Raw genomic sequence first — 22562 nt, forward strand, 5'->3', positions numbered from 1 at the left:
TCTTCAACGGCTGGGAGACCACCCCCGCGCGGTGACCAAGGGCAGCGTCCGGAGTCCGATTTTGCTTAGGTAGAGAAGCATGGGTTCGAGATGGCTGACGATAGGCCCGGCGTTTTCGAACTCATGCGCGTCCATCGACTGCCGCAGGCTGTTGATGAAGGAGAGCATCTCTGATATCGGCATCTTTTCGGCTTCAGCCAACGTATGGCCAGAAATGTGAATATCCAACACGCCCTTGCTCATCCTAGTTCCTAGGCACACCGGACACTCCGAATGTTTGGAGAAAAACGAGATCATCCTCAGATTGCCTTTGCTGGTGGTGCGCGCGTCGATCATCGTTTGAAGATCGGATACGCAGCCGCGGTAATAGTCCGTACGCTGTCTCTTGTTATGTACAAACGAAACGGGCTCCTTGTCGTACCCATACAACAGGACAGAAATAAACCACCGATCCTGCTCCTCGAGCGGCATCAGATAATCGATTCCAAGCATCACCGCCAGTTGCCTGATTCTCTGCACCGGAGCGCAGTCCGTTCCAGCCCATAAGAGGACTGCACCGTTCTTGAGCGACAGTTCGGGAGCGATCATGCGGCCGGGGTCGATCTCGGCAGGCGCATCAGTACCGTCGCACTCGGCACAAGGGCCGTAAGAACCGGCGCTCCTCGTCTCTGCAATGCTCCCGTAAAGTACGCCAAGGCACTCCGACACGGCCATCAAGACGCCGACAAGGGCGCCTGGACGTTTGGGGTTGATTTTATTCCTCGCAGTATTCATACATCCCCCTCCAGCGTAAAAGAACTGCTGCCCGTTACTTCAATGATGAAGCGCAGGCCGCCGCCGCGCCTTCTCCAGTTATAATCATTTCACTAACGTCTCCTCAGCGTAACGAGGCCACCGATTCAAGTCAGCAGTCTCGTCCTAGGTTAATCTGGAATTATCGTGCCAATTCAATGTTATGACAGCACTCAGCTATTCTTTCGGTTCATACGCGCCCAGTTCATTTCCAAACGGATCCACGAACTTAATCACCCAACCGAAGCCTTCATCTTGATACATTCTGATCAGTGTATTGTTCTCGGTTAGTGCAGCGTGCAGCGTTTTAATATTTTTGGACAAAAACATAAAAGCAGGCATTGGAAAATCATCTTCTGATAGCCATGAAACTTTCGTATCTTTACTGCTACGATGAAGCATTAATAGCGGTCCCTGATTAAATCTTAACCATCCTGGAGCCATAACCTCTAATCCAAGCATTTTTGAGTACCACTCGGTTCCTTTTTCAATATCGTTTACCGGTAACTGAACATGATCTACGCACTCGATCAGCTTATTCTGCGTTCCGGAAATGACATTTTGCTCAGTCAAATTCGCTTCCTCCCTACTTTGGTTGCTGCGAAGTCGTTGCACTTTGGTCCGACATCTGCATCTCTCCTCACAAGTAATTCTTCCAATAATATCCTATCTTCAAAAGAGATGCTAGACCCACTATGTAAATAAATCTGCCAGTTAGTTGAGCGAAGACAGTAGAACGTTCTGGCTGGCCGCCTTCGTGTGTATCTTCATTCAGCTCTCGTCCCCATTAGTTCAAACCCTCTGTTCTAATTCATTCTATTATAATTGCCTCTCCATCCTTCAAAACTTTAAATAAAATTTTGTTCTCGATTAAATATTCAACTACTTTATCGATATCTTCAGATTCTGCATGGTTCGACTTGTAATGTGGAGCAATTACGTAGTCCAAGATATTTAACCCTTCCCAAACCGTGTGGTGTTGATCCCCATAAGGCTTCTGGGTTGGGTCATCTACTAGGTGAATACCTCTTAATGTTGGTCCAAGAACACAGATCCCTGCACTATATCCTCCATAAACAACATTTTTCCCGACTTTATGGTATTTTTTTATGATCTCATCAAATCCACTTAATTTCATTGCTTGTGCCAAAACGAATGTATTTCCGCCCCTAGTCCATATGACATCATAATCTTCCAGTGTTCTCTCCAATTCTTTTGGGTTATTGAAATAGTTCTTTAAGTCCAAGATATCTACATGAAACCCTAGTCTCTCGAGGTCGGAAGCGTCCATTGCATCACTTTTCTTTTTTCTTACCAAATCCGTCGCAAAATCTAATGCATTGTTGATAAAAGCAACTTTTTTATTCCCGTTATCAGTGATTCGTTTTAAATCCAGTTCCTCATTCCCTATTTTAAATGACGATAAATAGTATTTCATAATTAGATAACCCCTTGTCGCCATAGTTGCTGTTTATTGAATAACCTTTGGCTTTTCTTTGATTGCTAAGAGGCGTTAGGCTACCCTGCCGGTTAGCACAGCGAGGCTGCCGATCCTTGCCGGCAACCTCGTAGTTAATTATTGAGCCCTCATTGCTCTTTTTTAGACAACTTAATTTTACATATATTGGAACTAAAATGCCGTTACTTCAGTGAAGTACAATGAGCAACGTTAAAGCGACTACGGTAGCAAAAACGTTCCTGAGCGGAGGGGCATCGACAACGGCGTGGTAGCCGTACGCCCGCAGTAGCACGTTGCGGAATGCTGTCGCATGAAAGACGCTGCCCTTCGCGAATGCCAGCTTGTGTCTCGGCACCTCAAACAGTTGAACAAACCCAGTTTCTATATATCGGATTCTCTTGTTAATTGTTTAGGCTTTTTCAACAACGGCGCAAGCTGCACAGCAACAATGGCGGTTCCGGTGATACATAACGAGCCTGCTTGCAAATAGGTCATACTGCGTCCGAGAAACAAAATATCCATCAGGGCAACTTCCAGCAGCATTAAATTATTAATGAGGCTGCTTTCATAGGCGCGCAGCTGTTTTTGGGACCAAGCCCAAAGTGTAAAGGCTAGTGCTCCATTGATGGGCCCAAGCCATAACAGAATGAGGATCAGCTTTAAAGAGTAAGGCGGAGTACCCTCTAGTATGAATCCAGTTAATAGCATACCTGCAGCCCCGATCAGCATTGGTTTAAGAACGAGTGCAGAAGGAGCTGTTTGTTTTCGGGTAAGCAAATAACGGGAATAGGTCAAGTGCATAACGTTGCCAACACAGGATATCAGGATCAAGACGATGCCGATCAGACTGCTTTGGGCTAAATGCCACGGATAATAGTAAATGACGATGCCGGCCATAGCTGCAAGAACAGCCAGGAACGTGGCGCGGCCCTTTAACTCGCGCAGCCAAATCGCGTCAATAACGAGCAGGAACAGCATATTTCCCACCGATAGGAACATGTTGGACTGCATAGGGGGCAAATAAAACTGGCCTGCATACTGAAGTCCTTGTGCCAGAATAAACCCGGTAATTCCGAGAAACACATTGTCTTTCCAGGTCAGCTTCCATTTCCCTTGTGAAACTTCTCTATTAACGCTTTGAGCCTCATGTACTTCATTTCGCTGAGCGTGCTTTTGATCACGAAGCCGCAGCACTACCCATAAGGTAAACACCGCTGCGCTGTAGCGCATGCCTGCAAGGGTAAAGGGGCCTACACCCTCAACAAACGCATATTGATTCAAAATGTAAGAGGAGGACCACAGTAGCGTTACGAAGACGGCAGCTGTAATCGAAAGCGCACGAATCATCGATAGCACCTGCATGTTGCTATTGTTCTTCACTTTCTTTTCTGCTTCCATAATAGACTTCCCTTCTCTAACAAGGCTGTTGGTAGCTCCATATTAAACTTGTAAAAAGGGGATAAAAAGTGTAGAGTTTATTTTATTAATTTCCCCTTTTGAATCATCACTCTGTTTAAGGAGACCGGTATGCAAATTGCTTATCACTACTTGAAGCTAAGGGAGTTTTATGGCTATGCAGAAAAAGAGCCTGTAGAGGTTTCACTGGAGCAGCTTGCAGAAGTGTTGTGCTGTACACCACGTAACGTGAAGCTGATTGTGAAGCAGTGTCAGGAGCTAGGGTGGATCGAGTGGCAGCCTGGGCGGGGTAGAGGGAATCGTTCCATCATTACATTTAACATGGAATCGAATAACGTAATACGCTCATGGGTCCAGACCAAAATAGACAAAGGCGAGTATTCGCAAGCGATAGAGCTTATGCGTAGGTATGATCCGAGTTCACCTCTTCAACAACAAATAACAGAATGGATCTATAAGCAATTTGGCATCCAATCCACGCCATATAAGAAGGGGCACATCGATTTGCTGCGGCTTCCTTTTTACCGGGAAATGCCTTTACTGGATCCGATCAAGGCAACCCTCAGGACAGAGCTGCATATGATCGGTCAGCTTTTTGACACGCTTGTTGAATGGGATTGTTCACATGCAGTTTTTGTACCCCGGCTTGCGGTGCACTGGGAGCAAAATAGGGATGGAACCGTATGGATGTTTTATTTGCGTAAAGGCGTCCTTTTTCATAATAAAAAAGAGCTGACCTCTGCAGATGTCCTTCATACGTTCATGCGCCTTAGCAAGTTGGATTCGGATTGCGCAAATCAGGAACGGGATCGTCTGTGCTGTGAATGGAGGGTACTTCATATTCGCAATATAGAAGCCACACATCGGTATGCACTGCGTATTCAACTGGATGCACCAAGCTCTTTACTGCTGCATTATCTGGCTGCACCCCAGGCATCCATTATTCCGTGTCAGACTCCCGAAAATAATGAGCGGTTACCGATTGGAACCGGACCGTTTAAGCTATTACGTAATGACGCGGAGATGGTGATTCTGGAGGCATTCGCGGACTACTACCGGGAGAGGGCACAGCTGGATAAGGTTGAAATTTGGATATTGAAGGAGCTGCTCACACAAAAAATGCCCGATGGTGGTTTAGGTGGACAACCTATTCTCTACACGCATCCGTTCCAAATTCATGCGCCTGCTCCAACCGGGACCACGATTATGGAGCGGACGGAAGGCGGCTGCACGTTCATGATCATGAACGGCCGCAAGCAAGGACCGTTACAGGACCCTGCTATGCGGCACAGGCTGCGTAAGCTTTTGCAGCCCGAACAGTGCGTGGCGGAGCTTGGAGGGAATCGGATCGGAGCGGCTTACAGTTTTTTTCCGGATTGGAGTGCTGCTATAGCGGCTCAGTTATCGGTAGAGAATGAGACCGAGAATGCAAAGACAGAGCTAGAAGTGGCTACAGTAGATACGATGGTTTCTTTACAAACTGATGGTTATCAAAACTCGCTTCACCTGTACACGCACTCGATCTTGAACAATTCGCTTGAGCAGACAGCTCAGTGGATTCAGCAGCAGTGTGCATCCGCAGGCGTTCCTGTACACATTCACGTTCTGCCTTATGAACAATTCAGTCGACCTGGAGCGATAGATGCTGCGGATATCGTGCTGCTTAACGCTATTACAACGAATAATCGGGAGTGGTCGCTGCTGCATGTACTGCTCCATGAAAACTATGGGGTTCATCGCTTCGTTGATCCGGTATTGTTAATCGAGCTTGATCAAAGATATGCTGCCATCGCCCATGAAACGGATTCTGCTGCCCGATCCGTACTTTTGCAGGAAGTGGAAACTTTGCTGCTGCGTCATGATGCGCTGCATTTTCTTTACCATTTGCGGCATGCTGCCTTTTACCATCCGAACCTGCTCGGAACAGAAAAAATCAACCCCTATGGCTGGGTTAATTTTCGTGAGCTGTCACTGCGGCCTGAATAGTTTTAACAGTGTAGATCACCGTATAATTGTATAGCGGCTCACTCTGCGTCCTTTCCAGAATAGCAGCACCGAAAAATTCAAGCAGGATGGGCACCAGACTAATGGTTTGCACCAAACTGCTTCTGCGGACTCCCTGCATTCGGCCTAAATGTAAGGGTGCCAATAGACTGCTGCTTAACCAAGCAAATATTTTTTAAGTTCGTCCAGCACAAGATTTGCCGAAATAATCCCACCGGAGGAGTTCCAAATACCGTCGTAAACTTTATGAACCTTCCCTTTTTTCACAACCTCGAGATTTTTCCAAAGCCCATCCTGCTGCCATTCCTGCTCGGCTTTTGCCGCCCCGCCTTTTTCATCATCGTAGGTAAAGTAAAACATCACATCCCCGTCCATATCCGGAATACGCTCTTTGCCTACATCATCGGAGAACTTGTCCTTATTCTGCACGGAAGGACGCTGAAGGCCAACCTGCTTCAAAATAACTCCCGAAAACGTGTCGTTATAATAAATGCGAACGATGCCTCCCGGATTAAACCGGACGATGGACACTTTGGTGTTCACTTTATCTCCAAGCGCCGCTTTCAGATCGGACGCCTTTTTGTCAAACGCCGCAAGATTGGCATCTCCCTTCTCCTTCAAGTTCAAGGCTTCCGCATAAAGCTTGTAATTGATTTTCCAGTCTCCGCTCAAGCGCTCCGAAAGCACTGTTGGCGCGATAGCCGACAGTTGGCTATAAATTTTCTCCTGACGGACTTTATTTCCCAGAATAAGATCCGGTTTAAGCGATGCAATCAGTTCCAGGTTAGGCTGATTTTCGTCGCCCAAAAGGGGGACATCCTTCAATTGCTTATTCAAATGCTGGTAGATCGGGTCGATTCCCCATGCTCTAACAATTCCTACCGGCGTAATTCCCAGCGACAATACCGCTTCCGTACCTTCATTCGTCAACACGACGATACGTTTTGGCGTTCCCGGAATATCCGTTTTTCCCATTGCGTGTTCGACCGTGTATTTCCCTTCTTTCCCCTTTTCACTCGAATTTTCGGCCTTCTTGGCACACCCCGATAGAACCAGCGTTACTGCGACTAATACACTTAAAATGAAACCAAGCCTTTTTTTCAGAACCAGCATAATGATTACCGCTCTCCTTAATTTTGTGATAATGATAATTGTTATCGTGTACTAGCTTAATGCAACTCCATTTTTTCTACAATATCCGGGTATACCCGTTTATTTATCCTTTTGTGTCACATCTGCTGATTCTTTTGTCTTTCTATATCATCCTTTAAAAACAATGAGTTTAAAATACCCCTCCCTTAACGTATGATAATGATTATCAAAATGGTAAACTGATAGGATAGTGCAACGATCCATTTGCTAAGATAAAAAGGAGGTGACCTGCGCGTGACTCTTCATACAAGTTACGAACAGCTTTACCTATTTTCCGCCATCCGATGCTACCAACACCGGGCGAGCGCCGATCTGGCACATATAAAATCTCTCCATGCCGTCAGCCATCTCCTGTTTGTCGTTTCGGGAAAAGGAACCCTTGAAATCGGCGATGCCACCTATTCCGTTGAACCGCTTCAGCTCTTTTTCGTACCCGTGGGCGCGACATGGCAAGGGAAACTGTTTGGGCTGGACATACAATACTTTACAATCGACTTTCAAACGATTTCTTTATTGAGGCAAGGAGATCGCTGGATTGGGGAGCAGACATCAGCAGATCCCGCATCGCTCCCGCCCGGATCTATCGAGTTGAAGGACACTACGTCCATTTACCCTGAAATCAAATCCCTGCATGAAATCAATCTTTTGCCCGATAACCGGACGCAATCCAATCTCTTGTTCCAAAAGCTTCTCCTGCTTATTCACGATCAAAGGGCCGTACACCAGCAACCCGATCATGATAAAATGCTCAAATGGAATGGCGTCGAAGAAAGCATCCGTTACATGCAATCCAATCTCGGTAAAAAAATGAACCGCAATACACTTGCCGAAGTCGCCAAACTAACGCCAAGCTCCTACTGCCGAAGCTTTAAAAAAGCCAAAGGCATCGCTCCAATGGACTATTTAACCCATATCCGCATTAAACAGGCCAAGCAGTTGCTCGCCGACGGCGTCACCTGCAAGCAAACCGCCTACCGATTGGGCTATGTAAGTGAATATTATTTCAGTCGCGTATTCAAAAAAATGACCGGCTTGTCTCCGACCATATATATGAGAAGAGAGCACTCGCGAATTGCGGTCGCTTCCCGATTCGGCCTCCATTTGAATTTGGAGTCGCTGGGCGTCGAGCCGGTTGTCGTGATCGATTGTTATCATCATCCCGGAATTGAGCAGGAAGACTACAACCGCCGTCTGATGAGCCAACTTGAAGAGCTGAAAACAGCCCAGCCCGACCTTATTATCGGGGATTATTCCCATTCCCCTCTCTATAAAACGTTTAAACAGATCGCGCCTACGGTGTTGCTGGAGTACGATTTGGACTGGCTTGTGCCCCACCGCAGATTAGCCGAACTGGTTGGCAGGGAACAAGAAGCGCAAGAGGTCATCGAGGCTTTGGACGAGCGAATAGCGCAAGTAAAACGGCTCATAGCGGATACGGGCAACATGCAGCAAGTAGCGGTTATGCAAATTATGAGCGATCATCTTTATTTACAAGGAATTAGCAATCATCCTTTAAACAAGCTGCTTTACACGGAGCTCGGATTGCTGCCGGGAAAGAATGTGCCCACACATAAGATGAGACTGGAGCTGTACCCCTCACAACTTCCCGAAATCGAAGTCAATCATCTATGGGTTCACCTTTATTCGGATACTCCCGATGTGCTGCAAACGTTGCAGCGTACGAAGGAAAGCCCTTGTTGGGGCCAGATCCCTGCCGTCCTTAACAATCAGGTTCGCTTTACCGCCAACTGGCTTATTATGAGCTGGACGCCGCAAGGCCGGGTACGCATTGTAGAAGAGATAGCCTCATATTTGAACCTTTATCGCTAAAATGCAGGCGCACTATCGCCTTTGCTTTCGTTTTTTATGCAAAGGATCAGTCAAAAAACAGCTGCTTTCAAAGGGTGTTGAAAGGGGATGCGTAAATATGGAACAAGACGATAAGATTGTCATTATAGGGGTAACGGGTTACATCGGAGCATGGATTGCCAAACAGTTAACAGACGAGGGCTATAACCAGATTGTTGGAACGTACCGTAATGAAGAAAAAGCGCGAAAGCTTCAAACGATGTTGCCCAATTTGAGCTTATACCAAGTAAATCTTGAAGAAAAAGATAATTGGAAAGAAGTGTTAAGTGGAGCAAAGTGGGTTTTTAATCAAGGGAGCGCATTCCATCCAAACGATAAAACGTTTAAAGATAGGGGCCGCACGAAAGAAAAAGGAATTCGCATGCTCTTACAATTGGCTGTTGAATCTGGCAGCGTCAAAAAGATCGTGCACACCAGTGCCGAGTCAACCATTGCTTACGCCAACGAAGATCCATCCAAAACGACGTTTACAGAGGATGACTGGACAAATGAAAACAGGGAAGGCTTATTTGACCTTCATATGGTTTCGAAAACGATGGAAGAAAAAGCAGCCTGGTCGTTTATCCACTCCCATGAGAATACAACAAACATAAGCATGACAACGATTCACCCTACGCACGTCATGGGACCAAGCTTTGCTCCTTGGCACCATGATATGATTTATGCTATGCTTCACGGCGATAGGGCTATGGCAGATTCCCAACTGTATGGGGTTGATGTTCGCGACGCAGCTGCAATGAATATTGCGTTGATGAAATCCCCTGAAGCGAATGGGCGGCGTCATTTCGCATCTGCATATAAAACAACATACTCTGCCATCTTAACTTTTATTAAAGCACAATTTACAGATGAGCAGATTAAGACCGTGTTAGGTGATGTTGTTCGGATCATCCCTGGAGATGTCGTGGCGGATTTATTCAGCCCGGTTCAGCAAACGTCCTATTACCAAGATATGGTGCCCCGTATGTTAAACCGTGTAGTGTACAAGACTAACTATCCTGAAGCTTATGCGTATGAGTATACAGAACCGAACACTACGGTCGTACAAGCAATGGAGAAAATGTTGAAAGATAAAAACAAAGGATAACATGTAAACGTAGAATCCAAACCATTTCATGTCGAATTCTCGTGTCGCGATTTTTTCTGAAGCTCAGGGCTGCTTAGCAATCGCCAGATAGACTTTACGTGCGCGTTCCGGTAAGTTCTCGGCTTGCGTTCCTTTTCCGTGTTGCGACTCTTGCAGGATGTCGATGATCTTCTCCAGCTTTTCTCGTGCCTGATTCAGCAGCCTGCTGTAATCTCAACAAACTCGTCTTCTTCCTCCAGTGGGCCGAAAAGGTTGTGAATCGCAGTGTCGGACTCCACAGCCAAGATGAACTCGTGACTTCCGCCGCCGATCATGATCATGTTCTCCATGTACCGAATCGTGACCTGACTGCGTGTGAAGCCATCCATCCGCTGGATGACTTCCAGGCACGTTTCGAACGATGCCTGAGAATGCTCGATCGCGTCCGCTGCAGCTCCATTCCGCTGTTCCTCATAAACAGTGATCACCAGTCAACACTCCTTTGCCAACTTGTAATTTGCTGTTTCCAATGCCCGTTCATGAGCACATTTCAATCAGTAATCGCGAGCTGCATCGAACCAGCATTGAGCCATCTCCCCCGTTATAGGTTGGCCAATCAGGTGATCGGATTGGCTGAGCTGCCATACTGCTTCGCCAAGGTCTTCTCTTTCGGTGGTTTCGATGCCTTTGAGGGTATTGAAGCGCACGGTGAAGGCGGTAATGGCCGCCTCGGCATCGGCAATGCTGCGGGCCTCGGCCAAGGATGCCTGTGCGACGTTGTAAGCTTCGTTAGCCAGTTTAGCCAGACGTTTAGGCCAAGACGAGAACGGGCGGCCAAATTCGGTCGTCCACCACTCCGTCTTTCGCAATTGACTCACTGAAGCATGGCCGGTCCACGGGCGGGTTTTGGCGCGTGTTTTCATTTGCTGCCTTAGTCGCTTGCCCGCGTTCTCTTCCACATTGTAGGCGATAAATCTGTCAAGTAACGGCCACATGTCCAAGGAGGGCAAGTTCTCCAAATCAGGCATGAAGCGCAGCTCCAGATTCGTTAACCGGGCATGGCTAGCCAGCGAGTCCATGTCGCAGAAGTTCCCCCACAAACTCAGTGAGTCAAGGTTTGGGAAACGGTCAAGGCAGTCCAGCGAGATGGGCTGTCCCAGCGGCGCGTTTTGCAGCGTCAGGCTCGTCACCTGCTGCAATTCACCCAGGTCGGGCAGAATGAATGAAGGATCATACCTGCGTCGGCTGGTGCGCGGCGCTAGTGTCAAAGAAGACGGCATATCGCCAGTGGCCAAGAAGCGTGATAGATCGCCGGACACGTTCAGGCGGAAAGGTCTCTCCGGAAGCTTCAAGCTCAGGCGCCCTACGGACTGGCCCAGCTCGATATGCAAGCCATGCAAAATGGACTGGCTGGCGTCCACCACCGTATCGGCAGACAGGACCGGAGCCCACGTCATCTCTTCAATGGGACGTTTCTCCGCCCAATCCAAGAAGCCCGCGTCACTGCCTGTATAGTGCAGAAATCGCGGCCAGGGCGAGCCCGCCGGCGTAGCAAAGGCATCGAATACGGTCCAATCGATGCGCGCGTCGGGCGCGACGTGAAGGTCCGCCTTCTTCCCCAATTGCGATGGTCCGATTGATAGGCTGCCCACACCGGGCCGCATGACAAGAGTGTGGCTGCGAGGACCCGTCAGGTCAATGGGATAACAACCGTCTTCTCGAACAGAAGCAGAAGGGCGAGCTTGGTTATCATTTGGCAATTCCGTCATCCTTTCTTCTACCCTTGATTTAGATTCTCCATTTTTGAAAGCCCAGCTTGTATAAGGAATCTTGTATTTCTTGATCTACTTTGCTTTTGGAGGTCGTGAATTCCAATTCGGACAATGCGCTTGGAAGGTTTTGCTGGATGAAGGAGTCAAAATCGATGGCCGTTTTGAAAATGCGGAGCTTGCGCAGCGACGGCAACCGCTCCATTCCCGACAAACGAGCCAAACCTTTACAATTTGAAACGGTTATCTCCTTCAGCGCCTCCATCCCACGATCAAAGCCGATTTCCCGCAGTTGAGCTTGATCCTCAATCGTAAGGCTCGTCAACGCTCTGAATTTCGTAATATTGCTCAGGTCATGAAAACCACGGATTCTAACAATCTCCAAATCGTCGAGTGCATTCTCTTCGATTTCCTGAATATGCTCTCGCCCTCCAAGCAAAATGCGAAGATGCTTCAACTTCTTCAATCGATTGATAAAATGTAACGGTATTTTACTAATCGAATGTAGCGCGAGGTAATTCAACCCTTCCAGATAACCAATCGCATCCAGGTTTTTCACCTTGCCCCCAACATGCAAATGTTCAAGATGAGAGAAATTTTTAAAATATTGCAGGTCGAGCATTTTTTTATCCGAGATCATGACTAAATCTCTTAAAGAGCGCAGCGAGTCTATTCCCAAAATATCCGAATTCTCTAGCTCATGTATGCCCAGATGCAAACTGTGCAAGTGTTCCAGGCTGGCCAATGTTTCGGTGTTATGTGCCTGGACGAGACTATTGAGATGCAGCATTTTGACATGGGGGATCCTCAGAAGCGTACGACCATCGAACGAGAGGGAATAATGCCCGTAGAAACGTACTCCGAAGTTTTCATCCAAACGCGCGCATAGCTCATCCACTTCCTCCAGAATGGAGACATAAAAATCAGGGTGAGAGAACTGAACAATCACTTGGTTACCGTCGCGCAAGTCCTGCTTGATCCGTATCCGGTCCAGCGCAAGAGGATTATTGATCAGAATCTTTCTTTTCCATTTCTTGCGCATTCGTAACCTCCTATTAAGCTTATATTTCTTAGATGCAGATGCCTCCGCCGCTTCCGCCAGTCATGCTTGCATATCCGAGGAATCCGCCCAATCCATATGCATACTACAAATGATATGGCGGGGCTTTTTCTGCTACGATGTTATCCGGATGAGCTTCAGTTGGGTCATAGTCATTCATGCGAAGAAAGATATATTCAATTTCTTCTAATGGCATTTGCAATTGTCGGCTGACCTCGTATAGCCCCATACTGTGCGCAAGCAGCGTCCTTGCTCTATGGATCTTTCCATCCAACCAATTGTTTTCCAACATCCAATTCTTTACCCGGATCGATAATTGATCTTGTGTTTTCTCATCTGCGTGCTTTTTATATTTTGCAATTGACTCCGACATATAATCATAGAGATAAATACCTAAAGCTTCGCGTTGTTCATTTTTAGACATCCGTTGAAATTGCTCATAGATGATGCTGATGTCTAAATAGAGAACGTGATCCCTGCTATCAAAGCGTCTAAATGTTTTTCGACCGTAACTTTCAGGTAAAACACGCAATACAAAATGAATATCATACGGAAACTTCCATGTTTCTGCCAATTCCTCTAACGGCAACAGTTCATCTCTCAATTGACCGACGCACGTTCCATGTGTATCTAATAAGAAATCTAGCTTCATTCATGCCTCCTTGGACAAACTTCAAACAAAATAGGAATCCTCAAACTCAATCACATCGTCAGTATGATCTTCCCACAGGATAACATCCTAAAACTAAGGCTGTTCTATGCTCTTACCTAATATAGCAGCCTATATAATATGTATCTTATTTTTATTATAGTGATCCATTGTCCTGAATCCACCTACTTTCTACCTGAATCCTGGAAATGCAAACGATTCACTCCCTCATGAGAATAGGCAGGATCCATCCTACTTTTTTTAGATACGGTAAAGCCGGAAACTTCGCCGTCACTTATGGTAGGATTCAGCTTAAATCACGGAAAGCCACCGAAGTAATCGGCGGCCTAGGCAATAGGTAATTCAGCTATCGTCTCCTGTTAGCACAGCGTTATTAGCTACCCTTAACCCATTCGGTTGCTTGTTTTTCAATTTATGATGGATTATTTACATTATAGACTGAGCTTATCTACTGTTTCCTTGAAGTATGTCAGTGTATCTTCATATTGAGGTTTACTGGCAAGGTAATTCAAATAATCCAGACCGATCCATACATGAAAAGTACTTTCGAGAGCATCGAAATCAAAATTTGCACCATCGGTTGAGTAATGCTCCATAAATGTATGTCTGTACATTGCATATTCATAATCATTGTACTGAAATTTCATCCAATAAGTCATTCTCGATATATCCGCGATCCAATTGTATGACATGGCGTCATCCCAATCGATTAAAGTAAGTTCGCCATGTTTATCTACCATTACGTTTTTTGTTGATAAATCGCCATGATTCAATACAGAGGGGAGACTTTCGATTATACGAAGCTTATCGATAACTGGTTTCTTTATTTCCAGTAAGCTGTTTTTATCCAATAACTTCTTGTTTATCAAGGCTTTCGCTATCTCGTCGTATTTATCGATCATAGACTCAGTAAATGAGCTGTAGCTTGCAATGCCATTGCCTATGTAGCCGTAGTTCTCAATTTGTATCCGATGTATTTTCGAAACCAAGAGTGCTAATTTTTTATAAAATTCCCTTCCCGATTCCGGACCGAAAACAATTCGATCCGCGGTTATTCCGGGCAAACATTCCTCGAGCAAAAAACCGGTTTGAAAAAATGAATCGCTTCTGTCGAATGCGATCATCTTTGCACAGCCAATATGGTTTTCAATCAATTTTTGGTTTATAAAAATGAGCTTTCCGTCTTCGGGCCAATTTCTCTGCTTATATATTTTAAAAAATATAGGGCCTGTTTTTTACTAAAATCTTATAGACTGAATTATTGGGAACGTTTTCAATTTTTTCTATATCATCAACTTTCGTATGTAATAATTCCTCGACTTTTTTTCTTATGCGAATGATTAATTCTTCCATGCTTCACCCCATGCTTTCTTTAAGAATAACCTCATACAAAAATCTGCCCCTAGTTGAAAAAGGCAGCCGATCGTAAAAAACCGGCTGCCTCAACTATCGTATCCGCTAGTTCAATAATTGGGAATTAGATAAATCACTTATGGAACTAAGCTGTAAATCATGGTTTTATTTCCCTTAGATAATAGTCATATAATTGATTAATCGAAGAACTTGAGAAGATAGGACTGGCTTGTTCAATTTTCTCACGTTCCCAATCAAACCAACGCATTTTCATTAACTTTTCGACTTCTTCGTCTGTAAATCGTTTCTTTATCTCTTTAGCAGGATTGCCGCCTACTATCGTATAGGGTGGGACATCTTTTACAACAACCGATCCTGCTGCAACAATGGCACCTTCACCTATTTTTACGCCAGGCATAATCATTGCATTCATGCCAATCCAGACATCACTTTCGATGATTGTATCCCCTTTTGGTTCGTAAGAGGCTTCAATCTGCTCCACAAACGGATACACTGTAATCCATTCAGGATGATGATTGTGATTGCCACCCATTAAAATAATTACACCACTTGCAATGCATACGTAATTTCCTATAATCAATTTATCCAAAACCCAACCATAATCTTCGATAGGGTTAAATAACTTCCTTGATTTTCCATCTCCCCAAAGGTATCTAACGCACCCATCCTCAAAATCATGATTATCGTAATAACCAGAGTAGTAGGAGTATTCCCCTACTTGAATCATTGGGTTAGTGACAATATCCTTTAAATACTTAATTTCAGACCAGTGGTTAAACCGATGTTGTTTCATTCTTTTCCCTCGCTTCTAAGTAATAGTAATCATTTTTCACTTAGAAGCTTAATGCAGTAGCAACATTTTTAAACCGTTTCAAACGACGAACCATCGTCCTCATCCATTTCCTATTTGATGAAGACATAGTAACAAAAGAAACGCTCGTTCGTCAATGGGTCGTAAACGCTGCATGACTTGCACGATTGTCGGTAGTTTATGCCCGCTCTGCCTCCTGCGATAATGCAGCAATCTCCTCCGCCGTCAGCGCACCGTCGAACAGCTCAACCTCCCGCATAACGCCGGAAAAATGGCATTGCGGCCCTTTACCGAGCGTGACCGGCAAGCCCGCTAATGACGCGCTGTCGATCGTTCCGCTATCGAATACCGCCTTGGACACTAGCTGACCGTCCACGTACAGCGCCAGTCGCTGACGATCGTACGTCACGACAGCTTGGTGCCAGCCGTCGGTAAGCGATTGGTCGTACGTCGCCAGCGGATCGCGGCATAAGCTCCAAACTCTGCCGCTTGGCAGCGTGCCGGCAAAAAGCTTGCCGCTGTATACCGCCATCGACCAGACTCGGCGGTAGCGAATGTTCGGATCCTGCTCCTCCAGCACGGCGATCTTCTCCCAGCTGCGATCGCCATTGTAGCGGTACACGAAACCGCCGGGCAGCGTTCCGCCGTACAGCTTTCCGTTAAATACCGAGACGCCCATTACTTCCAGCTCTTCGTCCATCAGCCCGTAGTCGCTCCACTCTGTTCCGCCCTCATAACGCAGCATTCTCGCCTCGTTCCAGATGCCCATCAACAGCCGGTTGTGAAACGTCGAGAAGCAGTATACCTGCGAGCATTGCGGCACGTTGCCGCAATACGTCCACGGCTCATCGAGCTTGCGCCGGTATACGCCTCCGCTTTCGTTGCAGCCGATATAAAGATCGCCTTGATGCGGCGCCAGATTAAACGTGCGCGTCTTGCCTTCCGGTCCGGGCGCACCAAGCTCCTCGCAGTTGCCGTGCTCGTCGTAGGCGAACACCCCGTGAGGGTAGAACGACATCGCGATCAGCCGGTCGTCGTAGACGGTCATCGCCCCGACGCTGTCATTGTCAGGCACCGGCAACTCCGCCATCAGCTCCCATTCCCGACCGCCTTTGTAGCGAAACAGTCGGCCACCCGGCTCTTCGTTGGGTGAGCCCGGAATCGCCGAGCCGCTGGCCCGGTAACGCATCGTGCCGGCATACAGCTCCCCCTTGAATTCGGCCAGCGCGTAAACCGCATTGCTCTCGTCCGGATGACCGCAGTCGATCCACGTCCCTGCCGCCTCGTCCAGACGGAACACCCGCCCCCGATTGTCGACCGCGTTGTCGAACGTGCCCGCATACAGGTGGCCGCCGTGAACGCACAGCGCGCTTACCATCCGGCCGTCGCCCGGGCTGCCCCAATCTTTCCAGACATCCTCGCCGTTTGTCGTACTCCAGCCGAATTGCAAATTGCGCCAGTTGGACTGGGTCGACGTCACTCCCGCCTGAGTCAGCACCGACAAATGCCAACCCTCCATCCGCTCCTCCGAATAAACGCTGGCCAAGCCTCCGGGCAAAAAACCTTTGCCGTCCTTCACCTGAAACTCCAGCGACAAGCTGAACGGACGGCTGCCGTCCGTTTCTGCCGACACCGGCAGAGTCACCTCCGAGCCAATGCCGTCAAACACGGCTCCTTCTTCGCTAAAGACAAGACTTTTCGCCTGGCCATGTCGGCCTTCTCCCGAAGCGTCCCGCCAATCGGCACGCAGCGGCCAATAACCGATACGGCGTCCCTTTGAGGAACGCTCCTCCTGCATGCTCCCGTCGGTTCTGTTCATCTGCTGCTTCTCCATCCTTGTTTCCCTCCTGTGATTCTTTAGTCCTCGCGCATTGGATGTTTTCCTGCCTCTATGCTAAAACATTTTAACCAGCATCACATGCCGAAAATTGGATATCAGCTGCCATTTTCCGTTTTAATGAGAATCATGATTTAATGTTTACAGTCTGATGTATGTGATGTTTAATGAAGGAAGTGCATGGTGTGAATATACGAATAAGGATGATCCTCATGGATAACACATTTTATCTGGAGTATCAGGGAGACATCGACGATATTCCGAGATTCCGAGAAACGCAAGAACGTTTCGGCATCCATCATACTAACGTTTCGCGGACCCAGCTGCATTATCACGACTATGCGGAGATATCGTACTTCACCGGTGGACGCGGTTTCGAAACCATCAATGGAGTCCGTCATCTGCTGCGGCAGGGTACGGTCTCTTTCCTTTTGCCCAATCACATGCACTTCATCTCAAGCGCACCTGGTCAGCAAGTTTCCAAATACTGCTGTCTGTTTGACATTCAATTGCTATTCGGACATCAGGAAGACAGTGAGTTTTCCAGATTGCTTGACTCCATCGGTACCGACTTACCTTCCTTCTTGGACTTCGAAGGTTCTGAGAAAGAGAAAATGAAACAAATTTTCGAGTTCTTATTAGAAATTTCCAGCGAATCCGATAATACTCCCATTTACCGCCATCTGATTCGCACCAAGCTTACAGAGGCGATCTCTATCTACATCCGGAGTGCGAGCCGCCAGCAATCCTATCCTAACCTGCTAATCGCAGACAGAAAGTCAGCAGCACGCACACAGCTGTTCTGGCCAGTTCTGCGGTATGTTCATCTCCACTATCGGAAACCGCTCAGTTTGGAGGAATTGGCACAACGGTTCGAACTCAGCGTCTCTTATATCGGTTTGTCTTTTAAAAAGTATACCGGCCATTCTTTTGTGAAATATATCCATCACCTGCGAATAGAAATGGCTGACAATATGCTGCAACACACGAATATCAGCATAACTGATATTGCTATGGAAGTTGGGTTTGAATCATTTCGTACATTTGCTCGCGTATTCCGTGAAATGAAAGGGATTACTGCAAACCAATTTCGCAGCATGTCCAAACTAAAAGAAGGATAGCCATCCTGTCAATGATTAAGAATGTTAACGCAAAGAGGCTGCCGTAGCAGCCTCTTGACGATATATTGAGCTATCATACTCCGTTAATTTGCAATCAGATAGACATTTATTAAACAAACTACATCGATTTACCTTTATGTTATCACTGGAACTCTAATGAATTCGACATTATGAATTCTAAAAATTTTTCAAGAGTATCTGCTACTTTTTCAACCACTTCATCGCATTTTTGCTTATGCGAACAGGCGGTTTTTGCTCTTGCAAAGCATCAGCTGCAGGTACTGGAAATAATTTGATTTACTGTTCGTAACGCAGAAGAGATGGCACCTTCAATCCAACCAGGAAAAAGACTTGTATGATCGCCAGCAAAATAAATTCTACCATGTTCGGAAGACAGTGCGGGGAGCATTCGAATCATCTGTCTCGGTTTATACCAAGCATACGCACCTCGGGAGTAAGGATTATGATCCCAAGAAAAGACCGTCCCACCTTCATAATGATTCGACAATTCAGGAAGCACCTGTTTGATTTCGGATACAGCCGAATGAATATGACCAGCTCTAGATAGTTCTCGCGCCGATTCACCCGAGGAGTAAGAACAAATTAACCCCCTCTTTGATGTCGTTTGAGTGAAAGTAGCATCAAGCAACCATCCAATTTTCAGATCTGTATTTACTGTAGCAAAGGAACTTAAGTTATGCCAGAATCTAGTTCGGCTTTGTATGACGGTACGCGTAACGGAGGTAGAGAGTTGATTTTGAATGACGTCATTTGTTTCTTTGCTAAGTGGCGGAGAAAAATGAACGGTACGCAGGACTGTAGAGGGAATGGCCACAACGACCCGATCACAGCAGATCTTGAAAATTTCGCCGGAATGATGAAATTGGATCGTTACTCCTTGATGACTTTGTTCAATATGCGTCACAGCACATCCATAACTGATCGTAGAGCCAATGGTAAGGGCAAGTTTTTTCGGTAATTGATCCATTCCACCTACTATGGTCTGTGTACTTCTTTCGGAACTGGACATTTTTAGGTCAAGCAGTCGCTGTAATGCAGATACTTTGCGAATACCATCACCCAACATCTGCATATATCCAATTTCAAACAGCTTAATCGCACCCGAAGATGCTCCTTGACCTTTAAGATATTGTTCCATTGTCATGGAATCGAGCTGTACCGCTTGTTTTGTGGGCCAGCCCGGCAAAAAAGGATTACCCGTTGCTTCTAGCCCCGGCTTAAGATACTTTTCCAAGATTCCCGCGTATCCCAAAATTCTTTCCTCGGCTGTAAGTGAAACAGGCCATACTGCAGGTTCATCTGGAGAATCCATAATTAATCTCCCGTTGATATATGACAAACTTCTATCGGGGACTGGTAAATTTATGAATTGAACCCCGACTTGCCGGGCATAACTCAATGTGAGAAAATGATGCGCTCCAATGAAGGCAGCCCCCATTTCACAAAACATTCCGTCGGCAAATTGATCCCGCATTGTGTATATGCGGCCACCCGGTTGACTATTCGCCTCTAATAAACGTACGTTATATCCTTGTTTCATAAGCTCCAACGTGCATACCAGCCCCGCCATCCCTGCCCCAATAACTACAATACGCTCAGGAATACGACCTATCGCCATAAAGTCCGATTCCTCCAAATGGTACTCGATGGGCACTTCTTATTATCCTATGCGGTCCGTTAGCATTCTTGTCGAATAAACAGGCAACTGTAATGCTGGCGCCACAAATTCCCGGCGAGGAGGGCGGGAAATGTCCTGGAATATGAATAACGCCCTCCCCGCTTCCTATTGGGAAGCGAAAGGGCTGAAAACTTGCTTTCTCGTTTTAGGCAAATGATCCTTTAGATCGTTTTTTTAGTCTTCTGTTTACCCATTGCATATTTTCTGCCCCACTCGCCCATATTCTCCAAGATGGGTATGAAGCTTTTCCCTGCATCAGTCAAGGAATATTCTACTTTAGGAGGGACCTCTTGGTACACTTTTCTGTGAATCATTTGATCGCGTTCCAACTCCCTAAGCTGGCTTGTCAGAATTCCCTTCGAAACTCCGGGCACTAACCGCTGAAGCTCTCCAAACCGTCTCGTCTCCTTCAGATGCCACAATATAATGATTTTCCATTTCCCTGCAATGACATTTTGCGTTTCCGTCACAGGGCAAACATCGATCTGCTCTTCTGGTACTTCTCCCTCGAATGTAGTTCGGGCCATCGTATATCCCTCTATTCACTTATGGTTTTATTTTTATGACTATGTTATAAAATAATGCCTACTTCCGAATAACTGCCTAGTCCTATATTATGGGGTTACGAACTTAAACACAACTAAGCGACAAAACAATTGGAGGTATGAGCGATGAAAATGGGTATTATTGGCGCAACAGGAAAAATCGGAGGCCTTATTCTGAATGAAGCATTGAAGAAAGGACATGACGTAACGGCAATCGTGAGAAACGCTTCAAAAATCGTCGGAGCGAATGTGAAAGTGCTCGAGAAAGACATTTTTGCTCTTACGGCTTCTGATCTCCAACCATTTGAGGTCGTTGTCAATACGTATAAAGCACCCGATGGTGAAGAGCATCTATATATCGATGCGGGTAGTGTGTTGGTTCAAGCGCTCAGAGGCGCTCCCCACACCAGATTAATCACGGTTGGAGGAGCTGGAAGCCTGTTTGTAGACGAAGAAAAGACGACGAGACTGATGAACACGCCAGACTTTCCGGAAATTTATTACGCGACGGCTGCCAATGCTGCGAAACAGCTTGAGGAATTACAGATGGCAAATTCGATTACATGGACTTATATCAGCCCTGCCGCTTTTTTTGATCCGGATGGGAAAAGAACGGGCAACTACAAAGCTGGTAAAGATCATGTCATCTTGAATAGCAAAGGTCAGAGTTACATTAGTTATGCAGACTACGCGATAGCCGTGCTGGATGAAATCGAGAAACCCCAGCATGTAAACGAAAGATTTACCCTTGTCGGCGAAGCGGAATAACAATTTCCCTCCTATACTTGTATAAAAGCGTTTCAGAATCTTTGCTGACCCGCACTCGGGAAAGGATGGAGACTATGAATCGAAATAATGTGCTGCTGGACGCCTTCGATTATCAACTAAACATGTTTTATTCAAAACCTGCTATGCATAGCCATAATGAGTTTGAAATTTATTATTTGCATAGCGGTAGGGCCAAATTTATTATAGGCAGCTCCTGGTTCGAAGTTCATCCCGGCGATCTGGTCATCATGAACGGCCTTAGCCCGCACGGTACGGTCATCCAGGAGCGATGCACGAAGACGAATATCAAATTCGACGAAAGCTGCGCCGCTGCACTCTTCCAGCCTTTCGGTTCGTTCAATGTACTGAAGCCGTTCCGGGATTTGCACAATATGTACTGGAAAATTACCGGGGAAAGACGAGAAAATCTGGATCATATTTTCAAAAACTTGAACATTTATTATAACCAGCCGAGCATTGTCAATTTTCATCGTTTGCGTCTATCCTTCGCCGATTTGCTGCTTTTCATTTACGAGCTTAGCGAGCAGCATGCAGGACAAAGGCTGGCGCACGAACCCGATTTTTCAAGCGGATTGCCGGAAGTGTTCTCCTTCCTCAATCAAAACTATATGCAAAACCTTACGCTCGACGAGATCGCCCGGGAAGTCCATTACTGCAAATTTTATATTTGCAGGGCGATCAAAAAGGCGACCGGATTGACTGTTTTCGAATATGTAAACAGGCGCAGAATCAATCAAGCGAAGCTTCTGTTTTTGCTCTATCCCGAACGCACCGTTGCTGATATCGGTTACGAGGTCGGATTCAAGCAGCCGTCTCACTTTTCCCGCATATTCAAAACTACGGTAGGAATGCCGCCTGAAGAGTACCGAAGATCCTCGTCGGAAAAATAATAGAACGATGGCTGAACACATCTCACATGCGCAGCCATCGTCTTTTTTCGGTTGGTGCCGGTTTCGGCGGGCGGATGGCGCCCTTACTTGCTGAGCTCCTCCTGAATTTTTTGTTTGTCTCCTCCTCCGCTTCCTCCGCTTCCCTGTGCTTGACCGAATCGCCCTTCATCGGCCGATACTTACATGAAAACATACGTGCGAAGGGAGCTTCAAGGGGCTAACCAACTGCGGATAATGAA

General features: G+C 46.5%; 21 protein-coding genes. 6 read left to right on the top strand and 15 right to left on the bottom strand.

Going from position 1 to position 22562, the window contains the following annotated elements:
- Positions 1–3: 3 nt before the first annotated feature.
- From ABD796_RS31485 to ABD796_RS31500, 4 genes are all read right to left on the bottom strand, one after another.
- Positions 4–774, bottom strand: coding sequence for an excinuclease ABC subunit UvrA (locus ABD796_RS31485; protein ID WP_344915970.1), 771 nt, complete (start codon positions 772–774; stop codon positions 4–6).
- 195 nt (positions 775–969) lie between these two features.
- Positions 970–1365 (bottom strand): VOC family protein, encoded by a 396-nt coding sequence (locus tag ABD796_RS31490; protein ID WP_344915972.1) that lies wholly within the window; start codon positions 1363–1365, stop codon positions 970–972.
- Between the two features lie 238 nt (positions 1366–1603).
- Complete coding sequence (locus ABD796_RS31495) at positions 1604–2230, bottom strand: Type 1 glutamine amidotransferase-like domain-containing protein (protein ID WP_344915974.1); 627 nt, start codon at positions 2228–2230, stop codon at positions 1604–1606.
- A 402-nt stretch (positions 2231–2632) separates the two neighbouring features.
- The gene (locus ABD796_RS31500; RefSeq protein ID WP_344915976.1) at positions 2633–3649 is read right to left on the bottom strand and encodes a DMT family transporter; all 1017 of its coding nucleotides are present in this window, start codon (positions 3647–3649) and stop codon (positions 2633–2635) included.
- 129 nt (positions 3650–3778) lie between these two features.
- Here ABD796_RS31500 and ABD796_RS31505 point away from each other — a divergent pair, with 129 nt between their 5' ends.
- Positions 3779–5653: an ABC transporter substrate-binding protein gene (locus ABD796_RS31505; RefSeq protein WP_344915978.1), complete on the top strand. Its 1875-nt coding sequence runs from the start codon at positions 3779–3781 to the stop codon at positions 5651–5653.
- Positions 5654–5827: 174 nt separating this feature from the next.
- Here the strand turns inward: ABD796_RS31505 and ABD796_RS31510 are convergent, their stop codons facing one another.
- Positions 5828–6784: an ABC transporter substrate-binding protein gene (locus ABD796_RS31510; RefSeq protein WP_344915980.1), complete on the bottom strand. Its 957-nt coding sequence runs from the start codon at positions 6782–6784 to the stop codon at positions 5828–5830.
- 273 nt (positions 6785–7057) lie between these two features.
- On the opposite strand from ABD796_RS31510, the gene ABD796_RS31515 reads away from it, so the two are divergent.
- Positions 7058–8653, top strand: coding sequence for an AraC family transcriptional regulator (locus ABD796_RS31515; protein WP_344915981.1), 1596 nt, complete (start codon positions 7058–7060; stop codon positions 8651–8653).
- Positions 8654–8750: 97 nt separating this feature from the next.
- Positions 8751–9779 carry an NAD-dependent epimerase/dehydratase family protein gene (locus ABD796_RS31520; RefSeq protein WP_344915983.1) on the top strand — a complete coding sequence of 343 codons (1029 nt, stop codon included), beginning with the start codon at positions 8751–8753 and terminating at the stop codon, positions 9777–9779.
- A gap of 194 nt (positions 9780–9973) precedes the next feature.
- Here the strand turns inward: ABD796_RS31520 and ABD796_RS31525 are convergent, their stop codons facing one another.
- From ABD796_RS31525 to ABD796_RS31555, 8 genes are all read right to left on the bottom strand, one after another.
- A complete protein-coding gene (locus ABD796_RS31525; RefSeq protein WP_344915985.1) occupies positions 9974–10246 on the bottom strand; it encodes a hypothetical protein in 273 nt (90 codons plus the stop codon).
- 66 nt (positions 10247–10312) lie between these two features.
- Positions 10313–11527 (bottom strand): hypothetical protein, encoded by a 1215-nt coding sequence (locus tag ABD796_RS31530; protein ID WP_344915987.1) that lies wholly within the window; start codon positions 11525–11527, stop codon positions 10313–10315.
- Between the two features lie 19 nt (positions 11528–11546).
- On the bottom strand, positions 11547–12569 hold the full coding sequence (locus tag ABD796_RS31535) for a hypothetical protein (RefSeq protein ID WP_344915990.1): 1023 nt from the start codon (positions 12567–12569) through the stop codon (positions 11547–11549).
- A gap of 103 nt (positions 12570–12672) precedes the next feature.
- Entirely contained in the window at positions 12673–13239 is a 567-nt protein-coding gene (locus tag ABD796_RS31540; protein WP_344915992.1) for a hypothetical protein, read from the bottom strand.
- A gap of 449 nt (positions 13240–13688) precedes the next feature.
- A complete protein-coding gene (locus ABD796_RS31545; RefSeq protein WP_344916261.1) occupies positions 13689–14480 on the bottom strand; it encodes an aminoglycoside phosphotransferase family protein in 792 nt (263 codons plus the stop codon).
- Between the two features lie 287 nt (positions 14481–14767).
- Positions 14768–15424, bottom strand: a complete 657-nt coding sequence (locus ABD796_RS31550) for a CatB-related O-acetyltransferase (protein WP_344915994.1) — start codon at positions 15422–15424, stop codon at positions 14768–14770.
- A gap of 110 nt (positions 15425–15534) precedes the next feature.
- Positions 15535–15648, bottom strand: a complete 114-nt coding sequence (locus tag ABD796_RS35745) for a hypothetical protein (protein WP_425566965.1) — start codon at positions 15646–15648, stop codon at positions 15535–15537.
- Positions 15621–17276: a LamG-like jellyroll fold domain-containing protein gene (locus tag ABD796_RS31555; protein WP_344915996.1), complete on the bottom strand. Its 1656-nt coding sequence runs from the start codon at positions 17274–17276 to the stop codon at positions 15621–15623. Before ABD796_RS31555 ends, ABD796_RS35745 begins: the two co-directional genes overlap by 28 nt.
- Positions 17277–17491: 215 nt before the next feature.
- On the opposite strand from ABD796_RS31555, the gene ABD796_RS31560 reads away from it, so the two are divergent.
- Positions 17492–18400: an AraC family transcriptional regulator gene (locus ABD796_RS31560; protein ID WP_344915998.1), complete on the top strand. Its 909-nt coding sequence runs from the start codon at positions 17492–17494 to the stop codon at positions 18398–18400.
- Between the two features lie 268 nt (positions 18401–18668).
- Here the strand turns inward: ABD796_RS31560 and ABD796_RS31565 are convergent, their stop codons facing one another.
- Together ABD796_RS31565 and ABD796_RS31570 are read right to left on the bottom strand one after the other, a co-directional pair.
- Complete coding sequence (locus tag ABD796_RS31565; protein WP_344916000.1) at positions 18669–20039, bottom strand: flavin monoamine oxidase family protein; 1371 nt, start codon at positions 20037–20039, stop codon at positions 18669–18671.
- A 221-nt stretch (positions 20040–20260) separates the two neighbouring features.
- Positions 20261–20626: a winged helix-turn-helix transcriptional regulator gene (locus ABD796_RS31570; RefSeq protein ID WP_344916003.1), complete on the bottom strand. Its 366-nt coding sequence runs from the start codon at positions 20624–20626 to the stop codon at positions 20261–20263.
- Between the two features lie 144 nt (positions 20627–20770).
- On the opposite strand from ABD796_RS31570, the gene ABD796_RS31575 reads away from it, so the two are divergent.
- Together ABD796_RS31575 and ABD796_RS31580 are read left to right on the top strand one after the other, a co-directional pair.
- On the top strand, positions 20771–21412 hold the full coding sequence (locus ABD796_RS31575; protein ID WP_344916005.1) for an NAD(P)-dependent oxidoreductase: 642 nt from the start codon (positions 20771–20773) through the stop codon (positions 21410–21412).
- A gap of 74 nt (positions 21413–21486) precedes the next feature.
- On the top strand, positions 21487–22323 hold the full coding sequence (locus ABD796_RS31580; RefSeq protein WP_344916007.1) for an AraC family transcriptional regulator: 837 nt from the start codon (positions 21487–21489) through the stop codon (positions 22321–22323).
- The last annotated feature ends 239 nt before the right edge of the window (positions 22324–22562 follow it).

This window comes from Paenibacillus hodogayensis (assembly GCF_039536325.1).
GTDB lineage: Bacteria > Bacillota > Bacilli > Paenibacillales > NBRC-103111 > Paenibacillus_AB > Paenibacillus_AB hodogayensis.